Genomic DNA, 21,476 nt, shown 5'->3' with positions numbered 1-21,476 from the left:
AATTTTTTATGACAACAGCTTTAGCTATGATTTCCGGAGGCCTTGATAGTACACTTGCAGCAAAACTAGTAAAAGATCAAGGAATAGAAGTCATTGGAATATGCTTTAAATCAAACTTTTTTAGTGAAAAGAATGCGATTAAAATCGTTAAACAAATAGATATACCGCTCGTGGTTGTAGATTTTTCGGAAAAGCATCTTGAAATGGTAAAGGACCCAAAGCATGGGTATGGTAAAAATATGAACCCTTGCATAGATTGTCATGCTATGATGATGAGATATTGTGGAGAATTATTAGAAAAATATCATGCGGATTTTATTATAACAGGAGAAGTCTTAAATCAAAGACCTATGTCTCAAAATAGATCAGCTTTAGATATTGTTAAAAATGAATCTGGTATAGGACATAAGATATTAAGACCATTATGCGCGAAAAATCTAAATCCAACTCAAATGGAGATAGATGGGCTCATAGATAGAGAAGCTCTTTTGGATATAAAAGGACGAAACAGAAAAGTTCAAATAGAGCTCGCTAAGAAGTGGGGAATTTTAGAGTATCCTTCGCCTGCAGGTGGATGCAAACTTACGGAACCTAACTATTCTGTAAGACTTAAAGACCTTTTAAAGTATAAAAAAGATGTATCGAAGAAAGACTTACAATTACTTAAAATAGGTAGACATTTTAGGTCATCTAAGGATGCTAAAATTATATCTACAAGAACGGAGACTGAAGGGGAATTGCTAGAACAACTTTTAACAGATGAAGATTTGATGTTTATAGCCAGAGATCACAACGGGTCTACAGTGGCCGTGGTTGGCAAAAGTGAAGTTGAGGATATTGAACTAGCTGCAAGGATAACGGGACGGTACTGTAAAGCGAGAGACGAAAAAATTGTATCTATTATTTATGGAGTAAATGAAGATAACCTAAATAAGACTATAGATGCAGCGCCTAGCACGGAAGAAGAAATAAAAAACTATATTATAAATTAGCGAGGGGTAAATTCATGAAAAGAAAAGCAATAATTTCAGTAGTTAGTAGACAATCAGATAATGAAGATGATGGTGATGCAATAGAGGTGGTAACACCTGGTGAATTTTATAAAAAAGATAATTGTTATTATGCAGTATATGAAGAAACAGAGATTTCTGGAATGAAGGGAACTACAACTACATTGAAAATTGATCAAGAAAAATTTACGCTAATAAGAACTGGAACTACTAATACTGAAATGAATTTTAAAAAATATTCAAGGGATCTAACATTATATAATACACCTCATGGGGCTTTAGATTTAACTGTAGATACAAGGGAACTGAAAATGAATATAGATAACAATGGTGGAGAAGTATTTATAGATTATGATATGATAATAGGAAATCAACAAAGTTTAAGTACAACACTTCAAATTAATATTAAGGTATAGTGCAATCGGTATGAAGTTTCTCCTGCGTGACATGAAATAAGAATTTGAAACGTGAAAGTTGATTAAAAAATTCTATTGTTTTGCAAATATAAAATTCACTATCGCTCACATTCGGCATTCGCCGGTTCGCTAGCCTTCCTTCCAGTCAGGCTTACGAGAATTTTATATTTGCAAAACAAGAATTTCTAAACCAACTTTCAATGTTTCTGCACTTCTTATTTCATGTCACTCCCGTAGAAATTCATACTATATCATATTTACGCTAAGAGGTATATAGTGTGGATCGTATATAAGAAATTAATAAAAAGTATCTTTAAACCTTCGTAATGTAAGGGCTTAAGGGTATTTTTATTTTTGAAGAAAACATTTAACTTATAAATAAATGCTTTTTTATCTGCGTTGTCTCGCATAGAAATAAATTGATTTATATCTGAATGGAGTTCATTCACACTTGCAAGAGAGAGGCTATTTACCTTTTTAAGAATGTAAAACTCCTAATATAACATAAGCTCTCTGTCAAAAATATAATCTATCATATTGTCTTTAAATAAGTCTTGTAATGCCTTTTGTATGGTAACTTTTCAAGATATGATAGAACGTCATAAAAAGTTAGTTCTCGTTTAGTCATACTACAGCGCCATTCGATATTTATGATAAATAAATTATAAACCCTTTATTTTAAGTAGTTTAGAATCATCAACGGATTACCTCATTTAAAACAATATCCATGTAAGGTACAGGCACTTGCAAAAAACTAGAACGGTTTTTGTTGTTGAACAATATAACTGGACATACAGTATGAAGTTTATCCGGGAGTGAGTCCAAATAAGAAGAGCAGAAACATTGAAATTCCATTTAAAATTCTTCTTTTGCAAATATAAAATTCTCGTGAGTCTGACTGGAAGGAAGGCTAGCGAACCGGCGCAAGCCGAATGTGAGTGTTAGAGAATTTTATATTTGCAAAAGATTAGAATTTCTTAATGGAATTTCACGTTTCAAACTTTTATTTGGAGTCTCACAGGAGAAACATCATACGAATTGCATTCTATTGATAGTTTTTGTGGATTATTGTCAATAATTTAATTAATGACAATAATGTCTAGAGGAGCTAGGGGTGGTTTAATGTATGCCAATATTGATTATGAGAAGATAATAGAAGCTATCTGCTATGTTAAAGGTATAAAAAGATATGATACATTAAAGATATCAAGGAATAAGGAATATAAGTATGTATTGTTCTTATTATTTAAAAAGTTTAAATGTAAAGATACTGAAAGTATTTATAAGGATTTACTGATACCTAGTAAAAGGGCAGCTAATTATGGTTTAAAGAAAGCAGAGGAACAATTTTTTATAAATAGAGAATTTAGAGAAATGTATTTTGAAATAGAAAATATATTAGAAAAAATAGAATGATTATGAATGGATTACCACATGAAAGAAAGCGAAATAAATGACGTGAAAAAAAGAAAAACAAAAAAACACTGGTGAATGATAAAAAAGTGTGATAAGATATTAATATTGTTTTAAAAAAACCTATACCATTATATTTATAGGGTAATTTCTATTATAAAATTGCTTGGAACATTTGTCAAGCTATTTTAATAAAAAAGTATAGACTTTTTAAAAGTTTTACATAATCAATAATACATAATTAAAACATTAATAATATATTAAAGTTTAAAAACTAGCAATTATAATGAGTTATAAAACATAGGAGGAGTAATATGAGTACTAAGTACATATTTGTAACAGGTGGAGTGGTTTCATCTCTAGGTAAAGGTATAACGGCAGCATCTCTTGGAAGGCTTTTAAAGAATAGAGGGCTTAAGGTTTCTATTCAAAAGTTTGACCCGTATTTAAATGTAGACCCAGGTACAATGAGTCCTTATCAACATGGCGAAGTTTTTGTTACTGATGATGGCGCAGAAACAGATCTAGATTTAGGTCATTATGAAAGGTTTATTGATGAAAACCTAAGTAAAAGCAGTAATGTAACTACTGGAAAAGTATATTGGTCAGTAATCTCAAAAGAGAGAAGAGGAGATTATTTAGGTGGTACAGTACAAGTAATACCTCATATAACTAATGAGATAAAAGAAAGAGTATATAGAGTAGCTAAAGAAAAAGATGTCGATGTTGTTATTACTGAAATTGGTGGAACTATTGGAGATATTGAATCTTTACCATTTTTAGAAGCAATAAGACAGGCGAAATATGAAGTAGGAAAAGAAAATGTTTGTTTTATTCATGTTACATTAGTACCTTACTTAAGAAAAGCTGGAGAGCTTAAAACAAAACCTACTCAACATTCTGTAAAAGAACTAAGAAGTATAGGTATTCAACCAGACATCATTGTATGTCGATCTGAAAAGGAAATATCTGAGGATATGAAGGCTAAAATTGCAATGTTCTGTAATTTAGAAGCTGACTCTGTAATTCAAAATTTAGATGCTGAAAATTTATACGAAGTACCACTTATGCTTCACAACGAAGGATTAGATACATTAGTATGTAAAAAATTAAAACTAGAGTGTCATGAAATAGATAATAGTTCATGGATAAATATGGTTGATAGATTAAAGAATTTATCTGGAAATGTAAAAATAGCATTGGTTGGGAAATATGTTGAACTTCATGATGCATATATTTCTGTTGTTGAGGCGCTTAGTCACGGAGGCCTTTCTAATGATTGCAATGTAGAAATTAAATGGGTAAATGCATGTGATGTAACTTCTGAGAATGCAAGTGAAATATTAGGAGATGTATCTGGTATATTGGTTCCAGGTGGATTTGGTGACAGAGGAATAGAAGGTAAAATTGAAGCAACAAAGTATGCTAGAGAAAATAAAATACCATTCTTCGGAATATGCCTTGGAATGCAGTGTGCTGTTATTGAGTATGCGAGAAACGTAGCAGGATTAACTGGAGCTAATAGTTCTGAAATTGATCCAGAGACTAAGTACCCAGTAATAGATTTAATGCCAGACCAAAAGGATTTAGATGAAAAAGGTGGAACTATGAGACTCGGGTTATATGCATGCAAATTAACAAAAGATTCTAAATCTCATGAGGCATACACTGATGAAGTTATATATGAAAGACATAGACATAGATATGAAGTTAATAATGAATATAGAAAAGCAGTAACTGATGCAGGACTTATGCTTACAGGAACAAGTCCTGATTCAAGATTAGTTGAAATAGTTGAAATCAAAGATCATCCTTGGTTTGTGGGAGTTCAGTTTCATCCAGAACTTAAGTCTAGACCTAATAACCCACATCCATTGTTTATTGATTTCATTAAGGCTTCTATTGAACATAAATAGAGCATAAATAGAGCATAAATAGAACATAAATAGAACATAATAAATATGATTTAACAATATCCTATAGAGTAGATGAATTTTAAAATCTATCCTATAGGATATTTTTATGTTTATTATTAAATAAATATAGAAGGAATTTAATAAGATTTATAGAATTTAATATTATATAATATAGTGTGATAAATAAGGTTTAAATATGGGGGCGAAGTTATTGATATTCGATACTAATATTGCAATGGCTTTAAAAAATTCTAGTGGCAAGTATAAAATTGAACAACTTACTATATTTGAAATAGAGAGTATGAATACAAAATTACCATCAATAAGCGTCAATGTGAATAATGGTAATGAAATATTAGTGAAAGTAAAATGTCCTCTTTGCTATGAGTATCATATTTATCATTATAATATTAATGAGCTATTAAAAAGAAGCATGGTTATAGGGGGATGTGAGCAATTAGCCTTGCCTATATTTTTAATTGGTAAAGTCGAGAAGGTTATAGAAAAGGTGAATGAATATAGACAAACTATAGAGAAAGTTTACGCATTGATATAGAAATAGGAAGACTCGTTATTATATTTGCATAGAACTTTGGAGGTTAATGGTAATTTTAAATATAGTGGATTAAAATTATTAAATAGGATATAATTAGCATATATATCATTTCTAAAAATTCATTGGATAGTAGAATCGAATTAAATTAAATTCCCATGATATTTATTAAATAGATATTATATAAATACCCTTCGGAGGTGCAGATTTTTGATAAACAAAGAAATAGACAATATGACTGTTGTCGAGCTGAGAGAACACTGTAAAGAACTCGGCATAAAAAATATATCTAAACTTAAAAAAAATGAGTTACTTGAGGAAATTAAGAAAATAACGCCAGTTTCCGTAAAAAAGGATGGAGTTATTCTAAGAGAAAAAATAAGCCCTAAAATCACTTCTACAATAACTCCTACAATTGAGGATAGTATAGCAGTGAAAACAGAAAAGCCAATCGAGGTAACACCTATTCAGAGTTCACAATCTGCTGAAAATCAAATGATTGATACAGGCTTTAAAAATCAGAACGATAATGAAGTAATTGATACAGGATTTAAAAATCAAAATGAAAATAAAAAAGAAAAATTGCAGGAAATGATAAATGAATCTGGCTCAGCTAGAGGAGTTCTAGAAATTATAGAAAATAATAGTTATGGTTTTCTAAGAGGACATAATTATTTATCAGGATCTGACGATATTTATGTTTCACCATCTCAAATCAGAAGATTTAACTTGAAAACAGGTGATGAAGTAGAAGGTAAAGTTAGAATACCTAAGGAAGGCGAAAAATTTAAGGCTTTATTATATGTGCAGGGAGTAAATGGAGAAAATCCAGATAGAGCTGTAGGTAGAAGACCTTTTGAAAAGTTAACGCCTATTTACCCTACAGAAAGATTGAGACTAGAAACTACTTCAAATGACTTGTCTTCTAGGATTATGGATATTATTTCTCCTATAGGAAAAGGACAACGAGGTATAATTGTAGCACCACCAAAGGCAGGAAAAACAACACTTCTTAAAAAAATCGCTAATAGTATCTCTATAAATCACCCAGATATAAAATTAATTGTTGTTTTAATAGATGAGAGGCCCGAAGAAGTTACTGATATGCAGAGATCTATTAAAGGCGAGGTTATATATTCAACTTTTGATGAAGAGCCAGATCATCATACAAAAGTAGCTTATATGGTACTTGAAAGAGCTAAGAGGATGGTTGAACAAGGGCAAGATGTAGTTATTTTATTAGATAGCTTAACAAGACTTTCTAGAGCTTACAATTTAACTGTAACACCATCAGGGAGAACTTTGTCTGGAGGACTTGACCCAGCTGCAATACTTATGCCGAAGAAATTTTTTGGAGCTGCCAGGAACATAGAAGAGGGTGGAAGTTTAACAATACTTGCTACTGCTTTGGTAGATACAGGAAGTAGAATGGATGACATGATTTTTGAGGAATTTAAGGGAACAGGTAATATGGAAGTTCACTTAGATAGAAAACTTCAAGAAAAGAGAATATTCCCAGCTATAGATATCTATAAATCAGGAACAAGAAGAGAAGACTTATTACTCACTAAGATTGAAATGGAGACTATATACAATTTAAGAAAGATAATGTATAGAGAAGGAAACTCAAACGGGGTAACAGAAAAACTTCTAAATATAATATCTCAAACTAAGAATAATAAAGAATTTTTAGAAATGATAAATAAGAATTTTGAGATTTTAGCTAAATAAAATAAAAAAATGGAAAAGATAATTAAATCTTTTCCATTAATATATTATTCTACATCTTCATTTTTTATGTTAAATTTCTTCATGAATCTATCAACTCTTCCACCGGCATCAATATTCTTTTGCTTACCAGTATAGAATGGATGGCAATTAGAACATACGTCTACTTTAAGTTCTTGTTTAGTAGATCCTGTAATAAAAGTGTTTCCACATGCGCATTTAACAACTGTATCATTATGGTATTCTGGATGTATTCCTTCTTGCATATTTTTCACCTCTTTCTAAAATAAATATGTATCCGTATTGTCAACTATTCAATTTTATCATATAATTAATAATTAAGTCAATAAGAATAAAATTATTTTTTACTTTAACATAGAGCATAAATTTGATAAAATATAAATATACAGACTTTTATTGGATTTTAAAATTATATTTGTAATTCTAAATTTGGTTGCAATATATAATTATATGATTAGAGTTTGACTGAAGATTATTAAAATGTGAATTAACAAAATGGAGGTAGTGAATATGTACGGACCCAAAAATCATGGCTGGGTGGAAGTTATTATAGGGCCTATGTACAGTGGAAAGTCAGAGGAACTTATACGCAGAATAAGAAGAATAAAAATTGCAAAGCAAAAGGTGCAGGTGTTTAAACCTGAGATTGATAATAGATACAGTAATGTAGATGTGGTATCGCACTGTGGGACTAAGGTAGATGCAATTCCAGTTAAGGATAGTACGCAGATATTAGGCCTTATAGATGATGATACACAGGTTGTTGCTATAGATGAGGTACAGTTTTTTGATAAGGGAATAGTCGATGTAATTACAACACTTGCTGATAATAATAAAAGAGTTATATGTGCGGGACTAGACATGGATTTTAGGGGTGTTCCTTTTGGACCTATACCTACACTTCTCGCTGTAGCGGAATTTATTGATAAAATTCAGGCTATATGTGTGGTGTGTGGCAATCCGGCTACTAGAACTCAACGTTTAATTAATGGGAAACCAGCCAAATATGAGGATCCTATTGTATTAATAGGTGCTACAGAATCATACGAAGCAAGATGTAGAAAATGTCACATTGTTCCAAGGGAAGGGGTGTAACTATGGCTAAAAATGTTAATGTTGGAGGTCAAGCAGTAATTGAAGGGGTTATGATGAGAGGGAAAACAGGAATCGCTACTGCTGTGAGGACTGCTCAAGGGGAAATTGTAGTAGAAAAAAAAGACTATACATCTTATACCAAAAAGAATAAAATTTTAGGGCTCCCTATAATAAGAGGATTTGTTTCTTTAATTGAATCGCTAGTTATAGGAGTAAAAACTTTGAATTATTCAGCATCTTTTTTTGAAGAGGAGGGTGAACCTTCTAAAATGGACCAATGGATACAAAAATTGTTTAAAGAAAAATCGGGCGATGTAATTATGGGTATATCACTTGTTATTTCACTTGTTATATCTGTAGGGCTATTTTTTATTCTTCCTACACTTGTGGCTAGTATTTTCAGCAAAATGGGTGTTGGTCCAATGGGGATGAATATTGTCGAAGGGATTATTAGAGTCTCGATATTTTTAGTATATGTGTATCTTATTGGAAAAATGGAAGATATTAAGAGGGTGTATGAATATCACGGAGCGGAACATAAAACTATATTTTGTTATGAAAATGATGTTGAATTAACACCAGAAAATGCAGCTAAATTTGGAAGACTACATCCAAGATGTGGAACAAATTTTTTATTTTTAGTTATGATAGTTAGTATTATAGTTTTTTCTTTAACTGGTTGGAATTCGATATGGGAAAGAATAATGTATAGGATAGTACTACTTCCTTTAATTTCAGGTGTTAGCTTTGAAATTATTAAGTGGATGGGGAAAAGCGGAGGAACCTTAGCTAAAATCCTTTCTTATCCTGGACTTAAATTGCAGAAACTAACTACAAGGGAGCCGGATTTGTCTCAACTAGAAGTGGCAATAAAAGCGCTTAAGGTAGCTGAGGGTATTGTAGACTAGCAAGTTATTAGATACGCAGCAATTATGAATGAGGGTGGATCGTTATGAATATAGGAGAAATACTTTTACAATCATACCAGATATTAAAAAGTGTAAAAATTGAAAGTTATTTGTTGGATTCTCAACTTTTACTCGGCAAGGTTCTAAATAAGGATAAACTGTTCATAATGCTTAATAGAGATTTTAATATTAATGAAGAACAGGAAAATGAGTTTTTACAATTAGTTGAAAAACGCAGAAATAAAATGCCTATAAAATACATCCTTGGAGAATGTGAGTTTATGTCTATGGATTTTATAGTAAAGCCAGGGGTTTTAATACCTAGACCCGATACTGAGATTTTGGTTGAAGAAGTAATTAATATTGTAAAAGAAAAAGGATATACTAGAATATGTGATGTTTGTAGCGGAAGTGGAGCTATTGGTATATCAATAGCTAGGTTCGTAGAAAGTGCAAAAGTAATGCTTTATGATATATCCCCAGATGCAATAGATGTTTCGAATCTTAATATAAAAAGGTTCGACTTGACTCATAGGGTTAATGTTCAGGCTAGCGATTTGCTTAAAGTCCCAATAAACCAAAACATGAAATTTGATGTTATAGTTTCTAATCCTCCATATATAAGGGAAGATGTTATACCAACTTTGATGGAAGATGTAAAGAATTATGAACCGATGATAGCCCTTAGTGGTGGAGAAGATGGTTTGGATTTTTATAGAAGGATAACAAAAGAGAGCGTTTGTCTTTTAGAAAAAGGAGGCCTTCTAGCTTTTGAAATAGGATATGATCAAAGAGAAGAAGTTAGTGAAATACTTTTGAAATCGGGATTTAAGGAAATAAAATGCATCAAAGATCTATCAGGAAATGATAGAGTTATTAAAGCAACATTAGAGTAATTATTAGTAGTATACAGTTTGTATTCTAATTATAATTATGATATAATAAAATAATGTGAAAATATATAGACGGAGTGATAAAAATGTTAGATAGGCTTGATTTTACGGAAAATAAATATGACGAACTTACAATAAAAATTAGCGATCCTTTGGTTATTGCTAACCAAAATGAATGGCAAAAATTATGTAAGGAACATGCGGCACTTGAAATAATTGTTACAAAATATAGAATATATAAAAAAGCTAAAGAAGATATAGAAACAAACAAGGAAATGCTCAGAGAAGAATCTGATAGAGAAATGAAAGAAATGATTCAAGAGGAAATTAAAGAATTAAATGAGGTTAAGGAAACTATACAGGAAGAACTAAGAATATTACTTTTACCTAAAGATCCTAATGATGAGCGGAACGTATTCATCGAAATCAGAGCAGGAGCAGGTGGAGACGAAGCGGCACTTTTTGCAGCAAATTTATTTAGGATGTATACAAGGTATGCAGAGCGTAATAGATGGAAAGTTGAAGTTATGAGTGCTAATGAAACTGATATTGGGGGATTTAAAGAAGTAGTATTCATGGTAAAAGGTGACTCTACATATAGTAAGTTTAAATACGAAAGTGGAGTTCATAGAGTTCAAAGGGTTCCAGACACAGAGTCAAGTGGAAGGATACATACATCGACAGCTACGGTTGCAGTATTACCAGAAGTCGACGATGTTGATATTGAAGTTAGTGCGAATGATTTAAGAATAGATGTGTTTAGAGCATCTGGTAATGGAGGGCAATGCGTTAATACAACAGATTCAGCAGTACGAATGACGCATATTCCTACAGGACTTGTAGTTTCTTGCCAGGATGAGAAATCTCAGTTAAAGAATAAGGAAAAGGCTCTAAAGATATTAAAATCTAGATTATTTGATAAAGCTGAGGCTGAGAGATCTGCAGGGATAGCTGAGAATAGAAGGAGTCAAGTTGGTACAGGAGATAGAAGTGAGAGAATTAGAACTTACAACTATCCTCAAGGAAGGGTAACAGATCATAGAATAGGGTTAACAATTCATAGATTAGACGCTTTTCTTGATGGAGATATTGATGAAATGATGAATACTCTTATAACAGCTGATCAAGCAGAAAAGATGAAAGCTATGGGTAATAACGAAAACTAATTTAATCACATTAAGATATTATTATCGCAACTGAAAGGTGAAATTATGAATATAAATAAAGCCATTAGAAAGCAAAAAAAAACTTATAAAAGGTTTGTGCTATCGATGTGCTTTATTTTTGTTCTATTACCTATTATTTTAATAATATCAAAAATTATGAATCTTTTTTTTGTAATCTATTTAGTTTGCATAGAAATGATGATTTTTCTTGGAGTAATGCTTAGACTTAATGAGGAATACATGGATTTTAAATTGGATGGATACAAAATCAGTATATGGTGCGGAATAGCTAGGGTTAAATTTATTATTATATGTAAAAAAGTGGCTTTAGTTCATGTTGACGGACAAGGTAAGGATTTAAATATCGTAATATTAACAACATCTAGATTTAGGAATAAGAAAATACATCCTATAGATATAGATTTTATAAAACAAAACCCATATGTGGCTAAAATGTACTATGAAATTAAAGTTTTAATGCCAGAAGAAAACTATTTTTATTTTACAATAAATCATGGTGGATTTAAAAAATATATCTTGCTGGATGAGTTATATAAATTTTGTGTTTCAGCGGTATTTTCTGGTGATGCAATAGAAAAAATTAAAGAATATAGGGATAAGGTTATAAACCTCCACGTTCATAAATAAAGTTAATATATAGATTTATAGTGATTAATATTATAAATCTATAGAAGTGGGGGTATAAAATTGAATAATAATATTATTTTAATTATCATATTTTCTGGTGTAATGGCTTTAATTGGTACTATGCTCGGGGCATTATTAGGTGTTGTTATAAATAGACCTTCTAAGAAATTCCTCGGAAATATTTTAGGATTTGCATCAGGTCTTATGCTTTCTATTGTAGTTTTTGAACTTATTCCAGATTCTTTAGAAAAAACGGGCATTTTTGGAACACTATTATTTTTAATACTAGGCATTATTATTGTAGTAATTATAGATAGAATGAGTAATTTAAGTAGTAATGTAAATTCACAATATGCAAAAGTGGCATTTATGGTTGCTGTAGGATTAATGATTCATAATTTTCCAGAAGGACTCATAATGGGGTTTGGTTTCATTAACGGCGATAGTTTAGGAATTAAAATGAGTATGATAATTGCAATACATGATGTGCCCGAGGGATTAGCTGTGGCAGCTCCACTTATGCTTTCAGGTATAAAAAGCAAGAAAATATTGTTTTATGCATTTTTAACAGCGCTTCCTACTGCGGTTGGGGCATGGATAGGGATTTATATTGGAAGTATATCTGTAGAAATATTGGGTGGAGCTTTAGCTTTTGCCTCCGGAGTTATGCTATATGTGGTTTATGGAGAGATGATACCCCAGTCCAGAAAGCTTTGGGCTGGAACAACAAGTACTTTAGGGATACTTTTTGGGATGATAGTGGGTTTGTTAATGATAAATGTGATTTAACATTAAAGATGATGAATTAAGAGGGGTAAGAATGAATACAAAAATTGTGATTTTAGATGAGGATAATATAGAACAAAATATAGTTAACGAAGCGGGACTTGTTATAAGAGAGGGTGGATTAGTTGTTTTTCCTACAGAAACGGTTTATGGCCTTGGGGCAAATGCTTTAGACTCGATAGCTGTAGGAAAGATATTTAAGGCTAAAGGAAGACCTCAAGATAATCCTCTTATAGTTCATGTATCTGACTTTAATATAGATCATTTAGTTAAAGAAGTACCTCGTATTGCCAAAAAAATTATGAATATGTATTGGCCTGGGCCGATAACACTTATTTTTAATAAGTCGAACATTATTCCAAGTGTCACATGTGCGGGATTAGATACTGTAGGGATACGGATGCCATCCAATATTATTGCTAGAAAGCTTATTGAGGCAGCGGGTACTCCTATTGCAGCCCCATCAGCTAATATATCTGGTAGACCTAGTCCTACTGATGTAGAAAGCTGCATTGAGGATTTAAGTGGAAAGATAGATTATATTCTAGGTGGAGATAAAAGTGAGGTTGGTCTTGAGTCAACAATAGTTGATTGTACTTGTACTCCGATTTGTATATTAAGGCCAGGAGCTATAACTGTAGAGATGTTAAGGGAAATAGACGATAAAGTATATATTGATAAAAGTATAATGTCTAAACCGAATAAAGATTTTAAGCCTAAAGCACCTGGCATGAAATATAGACATTATGCACCAAAAGCACCAGTGAAAATTATATGTGGAGATTTAACAAAAACTATTGCAAAAATCAATGAAATAGTGCAAACTAGTATAGGTAACAAAAAAATAGGTATTATGGCAACAGATGAAACAAAGGATAAATATCCTTATGGTACAGTTATTTCTTTAGGTAGCAGAAAAAAACTTGATAGTGTGGGTAGGAATCTTTTCGAAGTATTAAGAAGTTTTGATGCTATAGATGTAGATTTGATACTATCAGAGGCATTTGAAGAAATGGGAATAGGTGTTGCTATAATGAATAGGCTAAAGAAATCCGCAGGTTTTGATATAATTTACGTTTAGGAAAACGGCAATTTGTAATTATATCTATGCTGTAGGAATACAAGGAGGATGAATATGGATATATCATATGTTTATAATGAAAAAATGCGAGAAAGCTATATGCTACAAGCTGTTTTTAATAAAATGTGTGTTATAGAAGTACTATCTCTTATTGTTAAAAGTATTTCAGTTTATTTCAGAAAAAATAATCTATTAAAGAATAATATGATTTTATTATTATATAAGCATAGGAAGGTAATGGCATTTGAATAGTTTATTTAAATGACGATATCTTCTTTTTTTGTAATAAAATATATTATAATAGGGAATGTTTTATTGGAGGTGTTTAATAATGAAGATAGCATTAGGTAGTGATCACGGTGGTTTCGACTTGAAAAAAGAAATAATTATTTATTTAGAGAGTAAAAACATACAGGTTACAGACTTTGGGACTCATACACAGGAGTCATGTGATTATCCAGATTATGCACTAAAAGTTGCCGAAGAAGTAGCTAGCGGAAACTTTGAATTAGGAATAATAGTATGTGGTACAGGTATAGGGGTGAGCATTGTTGCTAACAAAGTACCTGGGATAAGAGCTGCGTTATGTAGCGATACCTTTAGTGCTCACGCAACGCGTCAGCATAATAATGCTAATATACTTACTCTTGGAGCTAGAGTTGTCGGAAGTGGATTAGCACTTGATATAGTGGAGGTCTTTATCACTTCTAAGTTTGAGGGAGATAGGCATCAAAAAAGAATTGATAAAATTACTGAAGTAGAGAAAAAATATTCTAAATAAAAATATTAAAACAATAACATTAAAATATTAAACAATAACATTAAAATATTAGGAGGAATTACATATGAGTAAAGTAACACAAATTGCACATCCACTTATACAACACAAATTGGCGTACATAAGAGACAAAAACACAGGTTCTAAGTATTTTAGAGAGTTAGTTGAAGAAGTTGCAATGCTTATGGCTTATGAAGTTACACGTGATATACAAGTAGAAGAAGTGGAAATTGAAACTCCTATTTGTACTACTAAATGCAAAGTTTTAGCTGGAAAGAAAATGGCAATAGTGCCTATACTTAGAGCTGGACTTGGAATGGTTGATGGTGTACTAAAACTTATACCAGCAGCTAAAGTTGGACATATAGGAATGTATAGAGATGAAGAAACATTGCAACCGGTTGAATATTTTTGTAAATTGCCACAGGATATTAGTGAAAGAGATGTAATCATTACAGATCCTATGCTTGCGACTGGTGGTTCTGCAATAGATGCAATTGCAGCGCTTAAGAAGAGAGGAGCAATAAATATAAGACTTATGTGTCTTATAGCAGCACCTGAGGGATTAAAGGCCGTTACTGATGCACATCCAGATGTTGATATATATGTAGCTTCAATTGATGAAAAGTTAAATGAAAAAGGATATATTGTTCCAGGTCTTGGAGATGCTGGAGACAGATTATTCGGAACTAAATAAAAAAATATTTATAAAAAAGCAACCTACAGATATAATCTGTAGGTTGCTTTTATGCTTTATTAAATTTTATTGAAAATATCTAGTTAATAATCCAGCGAATGCTTTGCCATGACGTGCTTCATCTTTACACATTTCATGTACTGTATCATGAATTGCATCATAGTTAAGTTTTTTAGCTAATGTAGCTAAATCTTTTTTGCCTTGACAAGCTCCGTGTTCAGCATCAACTCTCATTTGAAGATTTTTCTTAGTATCATCTGTTACTACTTCTCCAAGCATTTCAGCAAATTTTGAAGCATGATCAGCTTCTTCAAATGCTATTCTTTTATATGCTTCTGCAACTTCTGGGAACCCTTCTCTATCAGCTTGACGGCTCATTGCTAAATACATTCCAACTTCAGTACATTCTCCAACGAAGTTAGCTCTTAATCCTTCTATAACTTCAGCGTCTACGCCTTTAGCAACTCCTACTGTATGTTCATCTGCCCATGACATGTTATTTTCATCTTTCTCTATAAACTTGTCGCTTTTAGCTCCGCAAACAGGACAGACATCAGGTGCAGAATCCCCCTCGTGTATATATCCACATATTGTACAAACAAATTTCTTCATGTATATTTCCCCCTTATATTTTTGGTAAGATAACAATTACAAATTGTTTCCTCCATATATTAAATTGTATAATTTGCAAAGTGAATAAAAAATTTGAACTTAACTTTGCCACAATTACAACTATACATCAACGGATAATAATTATCAAGTAAAATTAAATATCTTTTAAAAATAAATTCGAGTTTTTTCGACAATGCTATTAAAATAGTATGTCTTCGAGGCCTTCTAGATCTTTTATTTGAACAAAGTTTTTACTGAAATCTATTAAATCATCATTTTTCATATTAGAGAACTCTCTTGAGAGGGAGGGCCTTTGTACACCTAAATGCTCTGCGAGATTTTTTCTGGACATTGGTAATATAAGGTCTAGTTTTTTTTGTGTTTCATATTGAGAAAGTAAATAGTTAGATATCTTTTGTCTAAGGGTTTCAAAAGAAAGTTCTTTAATTTTTCTGTTTAATAAAAGGATTTTGCTCGATAATAATTGCATGAAATTATTTAATACTAGAGGATAGGAGCTACACATAGCTATAACATCTTTTTTTGTAATGTAAAGTATAATTGAACCTTTGTTTGATACAATGGTAGCTGGGTATATATTTGTTTCTGAAAAAGCTATTGCTTCTCCAAAAATTTTGCCTTTATTTAATTTTGCAAGTGTAACAATTTTACCGCTAGCATAATGTTTTTGGACTTCGATTTCCCCTTGAATTACTATTCCTAGTGAGGCACAGATATCACCTTCAAGAGCAACTATGGTAGTGCCACCTTCGATACAATCTTTGCTATTATCAGCAATGGAATAATTTATGCTCTTAATTAGATTTTTAAGTTCAGTGGTAGTTAAGTCTTTAAATAAAATGCAACACTTCAAATCATTTACTAGTTTATCCATAGAATCACCTCTTTCTTTTTATTTTGGTAACCTGGGATACATATTATCATAAGTAATTTTAATATAATAGTCATATAGAGTCAATTAAAAAGTTAGTTTAGCAAATAAATAAATATATATATAACCTTAGGAGGTATTAAAATGAAAAGAAATATTATTAGTATAGATGAAAATAAATGTAATGGGTGCGGATTATGCATAGATGCTTGTCATGAAGAGGCGATAGAGCTAGTTAACGGTAAGGCTAAATTGATAAGTGATGAATATTGTGATGGACTCGGAGATTGCTTGCCTGAGTGCCCAACTGATGCAATTAAAATAATTGAAAGGGAAGCTTCAAATTACGACTTAGAGGCTGTTGAACTGAAAAAAAATAAAGATATTAAACCTGCTAGTATGCCTTGTGGATGCCCTGGTACAATGGAGAAGTCAATAAAAAGGGATCTTAAAGTAGAGGAAATGGTTAAAGCTACAAATGTAGAGGAAGTGGAAGTGGCGACGTCACAGCTAAACCAATGGCCGGTGCAGTTAAAACTTGTTTCCTCAAAGGCTAAATTCCTAGAAGGTGCAGATATATTAATTGCAGCAGACTGCACAGCTTATGCATATGGAAATTTCCATAAAGAATTTATTAAAGGCAGAGTAACTCTAATAGGATGCCCAAAACTTGATGACAATGACTACTACAAGCAAAAAATTAAAGAGATATTAGAAAACAATGATATCAAAAGTGTAACAGTGGTAAGAATGGAGGTGCCATGTTGCGCGGGGATTGTTAGTTGCGTAAAAGAAGCAATGTTAAGTGCTAAAATAATAGTTCCATATAAGGAAGTAATAATTGGCATAAACGGAGGAATAATATAGTAACATTGCAAGTTAATTGAAAATACTAGTCATTTTATAAGGGTAGCACGTCAAGAGAAGCATAAAACTATGCTTCTCTTTTGATTTATAGAAAATTAATATATAGAGAAGATTAAACACTTTAAATCCTTATCGTTTTAGTGTAAAATAGTAGTGATTGATTATTAGATTGTAAATTTTGATTTCTTATCTATATAATTAAAATAAATTATATGAGGTATAATTATGGGAAGAATTGACAAGCATAATTATTATTTGGATATATGCGAAACAATATCTGAACGAGGGACTTGTTTGCGCAGAAATTTTGCTGCTATAATAGTGAAAAATGATGAAATTATGTCTACCGGATATTCGGGAGCGCCTAGAGGAAGAAAAAATTGTTGTGATTTAGGCATATGTAGGAGAGAAGAATTAAAGGTTCCAAGAGGGACAAGATATGAACTTTGCAGATCAGTACATGCAGAGCAAAATGCAATAATATCCGCTCGAAGAAATGATATGTTGGGCGCGACTTTGTATCTTGTTGGCAAAGAGGTAAGCACTGGTGAATTAGTGGAAAATGCGTCTCCGTGTTCTTTATGCAAGAGGTTTATAATTAATTCAGGTATAGAAAAGGTGATAATTAGAGAAGATAAAATACAATATAAAATTGTGTGTGTAGAAGAATGGATAGAAAAAGATGACTCACTTCAAGGTGATGGTGGATATTAATTATGAGTAATTTTTATATATTAGCAGTAATTACGGCTTTAATTTCTTTTGTAATTACCCCTTTAGTTAAAAAATTAGCAATAAAGGTCAATGCAATTGATGTTCCTAAAGATGATAGAAGGGTTCATATTAAGCCTATTCCGGTTATGGGAGGGCTAGCAATATACATATCTTTTGTTGTAGGAGTAGTTTTATATAATGGGATTTTAACGGCCTCTCAAATAGGGATAATTCTAGGTGCAACAATTATTGTTATAGGTGGAATTATAGATGATATTAAAGATTTAAGACCAAAATATAAATTGCTAATACAGATTGCAGCGGCTATTTGTCTTTTAATGTCAGGGATAAGCATATCTATTATAACTAATCCTTTTAAGGAATTCTATCCTTATCTAAGCATAGGATGGATTAATGTGCCTGTAACAATAATATGGATTGTAGGTGTAACTAATGCTTTTAATCTAATAGATGGATTAGATGGTTTAGCAGCGGGCGTGGCATTTATATCGTGTATTACTTTAATGATAGTGTCTCTACTTAATGGAAGACTAGAAGCTGCATTTTTAACAGCTGTTTTAAGTGGAGCAATCTTAGGGTTTTTACCATATAATTTCAATCCTGCATCCATTTTTATGGGGGATACTGGCTCTCAATTACTAGGGTTTCTTTTAGCTGCTATTTCAATTGAAGGAGCTATTAAATCTGCAACAGCGTTTATAATTGCGGTACCAATTATGGCATTTGGAATACCTATTTACGACACTTTGTTTGCTATGATAAGAAGAAAAATAAATGGAAAATCTATAATGCAAGCAGATAAAGGTCATTTGCACCATCGTCTTTTGGATATGGGCATGAGCCAGAAACAAGCAGTTATTATTATGTATTTTATAAGTGCTGTACTAGGAGGTATTGCAATTCTAGCTACGCAAATTAGTAATCGAAGGGCATATTTTTTATTAGCATTAGTGATGGTGGTAACCGTTCCAATAGCGTGGAAATATGGAATTTTTCATCAAAAAGAATAGTAATATAATTTATGTAGGAGGGTATCCATGGAAAATATTAAGGTTATAGTAATATTTGGTACAAGGCCTGAGGCTATAAAAATGGCACCCCTTATTAAGGAGTTAGAAAAAAATTCTCAAATACAATGCACTGTATGCGTTACAGCGCAGCATAGAGAAATATTAGATCAAGTTCTTAATATTTTTAATATTACGCCAGCATATGATTTGAATATAATGAAAGCGAAACAAAGTTTAACAGGTATAACGTGCTCTGTGCTTCAAGGGTTAGAGGAAGTTTTTGAAAAAGATCAACCGGACATAGTTCTTGTACATGGAGATACTACTACTACCTTTGCTGCGTCACTCGCTGCTTTTTATAAGAAAATACCTGTTGGGCACGTTGAAGCGGGACTCAGAAGCTACAATAAGTATTCCCCTTATCCTGAGGAAATTAATAGAAAGTTAACTGGATCATTAGCAGAACTACATTTTGCACCTACTGTAACTTCTAAGGAGAATTTATTAAGGGAAGGAATAGAGGAAAGCAAAATCTTTGTTACAGGTAATACAGTTATAGATGCTATGAAATTTACAATTAAAGATAAGTACATCTTTGAAAATGATGAACTAAATACTATAGACTATAAAAATAAAAAGGTAATAATTGTAACGGCTCATAGGAGGGAAAACTGGGGAAGCGGTATTGAAAATATATGTAATGCATTAAAAATCATTACAAAGGATAATGAAGATGTCGAAGTTTTATATATAGTTCATCCGAATCCAGTAGTCAAAGATATGGTGCACAGTCTTTTAAATGGAGTAGATAGAGTGCATTTGATTGAGCCTATAGACACTAAAGAAATTCATAATTTGATGAAAAAATGTTACATGGTAATGACAGATTCAGGAGGAATTCAGGAAGAGGCACCTCATTTAGGTAAACCTGTTTTAGTGCTTAGGCAAGTTACTGAGAGGGTAGAGGCGCTTCATGCTGGCACTGTAAGGCTTGTTGGGACAGATATAGAGAAAATCGTATCTAATGCGAGTAAACTCCTGCGAGATCCAGATGAGTATAACGATATGAGTAAATGTATTAACCCCTATGGTGATGGTAATGCATCTCATAAAATTGTAGCGGCGTTATTAAAGTATTTCAATAATAATTAACAATACTTTCAGATAAGTCTAATATTTTTAGGCTTATTTTTTTTAAAAGACTTTTCTATAAGATAATTAATATTAGGTAATTATATAAAATAACGGTTTCGAAAACCAAAAAACTCATATGCATCTCTAATAAAATTAGAGGCTTAACTGTATTCTATATTGTGATATGAGGTATTTATAAGCTTATAGCTAGTGAAATATATAAAATCACCTGTATATTTTTTGAAAATTAGGCGAATAATAAAATAAAAAAAATATTTTATTAAAAAAATAATGAATAAATTAAAATATAATCATGCAATTGTTCTTAAAAAACAAACAAATTATACCGATAACATTTATTATTTAATTTCGTGTAAATGTTTAACTAAATAAAATTTAAATTAAAGAGTTCTTAGAATGTTAATATATAAGACTAGTTCTCAAATATACGGATAAATATTATGAATATTATGAATATTCATAATTGTTTTAGAAATTATTCAATTGAATAATATAAGTTAAAATTCTTTGATTGTTCATAATATACATTAAATTAGAGATATATGGAGTAATATAAGTATTTTAAACATATAATAGTATTATTTGAGTATATATACCTATAAAACGGTGTATTTTGGGTTTTATTTATAAAAATTAGTAGACTATAATTGAAAATGTTCTAGATAGTGAGGGGAAGATAAGTGAACAGTGATTTTAAGATAATGTTTAAAAAGATTGCGTTGTATGATTTTATTATTTCTTTGATTTTTGCTACCGTGATGTATTTTACAGTTAGGTCGTATACATTATTTTTTATATTAGGGGTAATAATATCACTAATAAATCTTTATGTTAATGGCATTACAGTAGAATATTCTCTTAATGGTAAAAATGAAAAAAATACAGGAATAATAGTAATAGGCTCTTTCATAAGAGTTATATTAGTTAGTGTTATTGGGTTTATGATTGGCAGGCATAATATGTTTAATATAATTGCATATATTTTCGGTTATAGTTCGCAGTTCATATCCTTGGTTTTCTATGGAATAAATAATAAAAATACGCAATAGGTAAAAAGAAAATGTAGTAAATAATATTAATAGTGAAGGGAAGGGAA

General features: G+C 31.3%; 24 protein-coding genes. 21 read left to right on the top strand and 3 right to left on the bottom strand.

Going from position 1 to position 21,476, the window contains the following annotated elements:
- The first annotated feature begins 8 nt into the window (after positions 1-8).
- The 6 genes from KPL55_RS08460 (at position 9) to rho (ending at position 7,039) form a co-directional block, all read left to right on the top strand.
- Positions 9-992 (top strand): tRNA 4-thiouridine(8) synthase ThiI, encoded by a 984-nt coding sequence (locus KPL55_RS08460; RefSeq protein WP_216306278.1) that lies wholly within the window; start codon positions 9-11, stop codon positions 990-992.
- A gap of 14 nt (positions 993-1,006) precedes the next feature.
- Positions 1,007-1,426 carry a YwiB family protein gene (locus KPL55_RS08455; RefSeq protein WP_216306277.1) on the top strand — a complete coding sequence of 140 codons (420 nt, stop codon included), beginning with the start codon at positions 1,007-1,009 and terminating at the stop codon, positions 1,424-1,426.
- Positions 1,427-2,548: 1,122 nt separating this feature from the next.
- Positions 2,549-2,842 carry a ribose-5-phosphate isomerase gene (locus KPL55_RS08450; protein WP_216306276.1) on the top strand — a complete coding sequence of 98 codons (294 nt, stop codon included), beginning with the start codon at positions 2,549-2,551 and terminating at the stop codon, positions 2,840-2,842.
- 311 nt (positions 2,843-3,153) lie between these two features.
- Positions 3,154-4,755, top strand: a complete 1,602-nt coding sequence (pyrG, locus tag KPL55_RS08445; protein WP_216306275.1) for a CTP synthase — start codon at positions 3,154-3,156, stop codon at positions 4,753-4,755.
- A gap of 211 nt (positions 4,756-4,966) precedes the next feature.
- A complete protein-coding gene (locus KPL55_RS08440) occupies positions 4,967-5,311 on the top strand; it encodes a hypothetical protein (RefSeq protein ID WP_216306274.1) in 345 nt (114 codons plus the stop codon).
- 207 nt (positions 5,312-5,518) lie between these two features.
- On the top strand, positions 5,519-7,039 hold the full coding sequence (rho, locus tag KPL55_RS08435; RefSeq protein WP_216306273.1) for a transcription termination factor Rho: 1,521 nt from the start codon (positions 5,519-5,521) through the stop codon (positions 7,037-7,039).
- 44 nt (positions 7,040-7,083) lie between these two features.
- Here the strand turns inward: rho and rpmE are convergent, their stop codons facing one another.
- Positions 7,084-7,302 carry a 50S ribosomal protein L31 gene (rpmE, locus tag KPL55_RS08430; protein WP_216306272.1) on the bottom strand — a complete coding sequence of 73 codons (219 nt, stop codon included), beginning with the start codon at positions 7,300-7,302 and terminating at the stop codon, positions 7,084-7,086.
- 265 nt (positions 7,303-7,567) lie between these two features.
- Here rpmE and KPL55_RS08425 point away from each other — a divergent pair, with 265 nt between their 5' ends.
- The 10 genes from KPL55_RS08425 (at position 7,568) to upp (ending at position 15,109) form a co-directional block, all read left to right on the top strand.
- Positions 7,568-8,152: a thymidine kinase gene (locus tag KPL55_RS08425; RefSeq protein WP_216306271.1), complete on the top strand. Its 585-nt coding sequence runs from the start codon at positions 7,568-7,570 to the stop codon at positions 8,150-8,152.
- A 2-nt stretch (positions 8,153-8,154) separates the two neighbouring features.
- Positions 8,155-9,060 carry a DUF1385 domain-containing protein gene (locus KPL55_RS08420; protein ID WP_216306270.1) on the top strand — a complete coding sequence of 302 codons (906 nt, stop codon included), beginning with the start codon at positions 8,155-8,157 and terminating at the stop codon, positions 9,058-9,060.
- Between the two features lie 44 nt (positions 9,061-9,104).
- Entirely contained in the window at positions 9,105-9,956 is an 852-nt protein-coding gene (prmC, locus tag KPL55_RS08415) for a peptide chain release factor N(5)-glutamine methyltransferase (RefSeq protein WP_216306269.1), read from the top strand.
- Between the two features lie 83 nt (positions 9,957-10,039).
- Positions 10,040-11,119: a peptide chain release factor 1 gene (gene prfA / locus KPL55_RS08410; protein WP_216306268.1), complete on the top strand. Its 1,080-nt coding sequence runs from the start codon at positions 10,040-10,042 to the stop codon at positions 11,117-11,119.
- Between the two features lie 156 nt (positions 11,120-11,275).
- Complete coding sequence (locus KPL55_RS08405; protein ID WP_216306267.1) at positions 11,276-11,767, top strand: hypothetical protein; 492 nt, start codon at positions 11,276-11,278, stop codon at positions 11,765-11,767.
- A 60-nt stretch (positions 11,768-11,827) separates the two neighbouring features.
- Complete coding sequence (locus KPL55_RS08400) at positions 11,828-12,556, top strand: ZIP family metal transporter (protein ID WP_216306266.1); 729 nt, start codon at positions 11,828-11,830, stop codon at positions 12,554-12,556.
- A gap of 31 nt (positions 12,557-12,587) precedes the next feature.
- Positions 12,588-13,634: an L-threonylcarbamoyladenylate synthase gene (locus KPL55_RS08395; protein ID WP_216306265.1), complete on the top strand. Its 1,047-nt coding sequence runs from the start codon at positions 12,588-12,590 to the stop codon at positions 13,632-13,634.
- A 54-nt stretch (positions 13,635-13,688) separates the two neighbouring features.
- Positions 13,689-13,886, top strand: coding sequence for a hypothetical protein (locus tag KPL55_RS08390; RefSeq protein ID WP_216306264.1), 198 nt, complete (start codon positions 13,689-13,691; stop codon positions 13,884-13,886).
- Between the two features lie 79 nt (positions 13,887-13,965).
- Positions 13,966-14,415 (top strand): ribose 5-phosphate isomerase B, encoded by a 450-nt coding sequence (gene rpiB / locus KPL55_RS08385; RefSeq protein ID WP_216306263.1) that lies wholly within the window; start codon positions 13,966-13,968, stop codon positions 14,413-14,415.
- Positions 14,416-14,479: 64 nt separating this feature from the next.
- The gene (gene upp / locus KPL55_RS08380; protein ID WP_216306262.1) at positions 14,480-15,109 is read left to right on the top strand and encodes a uracil phosphoribosyltransferase; all 630 of its coding nucleotides are present in this window, start codon (positions 14,480-14,482) and stop codon (positions 15,107-15,109) included.
- Between the two features lie 66 nt (positions 15,110-15,175).
- Here upp and KPL55_RS08375 read toward each other — a convergent pair whose 3' ends face one another.
- Positions 15,176-15,721 (bottom strand): NADH peroxidase, encoded by a 546-nt coding sequence (locus KPL55_RS08375; RefSeq protein WP_216306261.1) that lies wholly within the window; start codon positions 15,719-15,721, stop codon positions 15,176-15,178.
- 199 nt (positions 15,722-15,920) lie between these two features.
- Positions 15,921-16,616 carry a Crp/Fnr family transcriptional regulator gene (locus tag KPL55_RS08370; protein WP_216306260.1) on the bottom strand — a complete coding sequence of 232 codons (696 nt, stop codon included), beginning with the start codon at positions 16,614-16,616 and terminating at the stop codon, positions 15,921-15,923.
- A gap of 141 nt (positions 16,617-16,757) precedes the next feature.
- Here KPL55_RS08370 and KPL55_RS08365 point away from each other — a divergent pair, with 141 nt between their 5' ends.
- From KPL55_RS08365 to KPL55_RS08345, 5 genes are all read left to right on the top strand, one after another.
- Positions 16,758-17,480: an ATP-binding protein gene (locus tag KPL55_RS08365; RefSeq protein WP_216306259.1), complete on the top strand. Its 723-nt coding sequence runs from the start codon at positions 16,758-16,760 to the stop codon at positions 17,478-17,480.
- A gap of 225 nt (positions 17,481-17,705) precedes the next feature.
- A complete protein-coding gene (locus tag KPL55_RS08360; RefSeq protein ID WP_216306258.1) occupies positions 17,706-18,194 on the top strand; it encodes a deoxycytidylate deaminase in 489 nt (162 codons plus the stop codon).
- Between the two features lie 2 nt (positions 18,195-18,196).
- Positions 18,197-19,225 (top strand): glycosyltransferase family 4 protein, encoded by a 1,029-nt coding sequence (locus tag KPL55_RS08355; RefSeq protein WP_216306257.1) that lies wholly within the window; start codon positions 18,197-18,199, stop codon positions 19,223-19,225.
- A gap of 27 nt (positions 19,226-19,252) precedes the next feature.
- Positions 19,253-20,377 carry a non-hydrolyzing UDP-N-acetylglucosamine 2-epimerase gene (gene wecB, locus KPL55_RS08350; RefSeq protein WP_216306256.1) on the top strand — a complete coding sequence of 375 codons (1,125 nt, stop codon included), beginning with the start codon at positions 19,253-19,255 and terminating at the stop codon, positions 20,375-20,377.
- Between the two features lie 683 nt (positions 20,378-21,060).
- Complete coding sequence (locus KPL55_RS08345; protein ID WP_216306255.1) at positions 21,061-21,429, top strand: ATP synthase subunit I; 369 nt, start codon at positions 21,061-21,063, stop codon at positions 21,427-21,429.
- Positions 21,430-21,476 lie beyond the last annotated feature (47 nt).

The organism is Clostridium lacusfryxellense, assembly GCF_018861735.1.
Taxonomy (GTDB): Bacteria; Bacillota; Clostridia; order Clostridiales; family Clostridiaceae; genus Clostridium_AD; species Clostridium_AD lacusfryxellense.
Note: the sequence above shows the minus strand (reverse complement) of the source record. Positions and strands in the feature narration are given on the sequence as shown.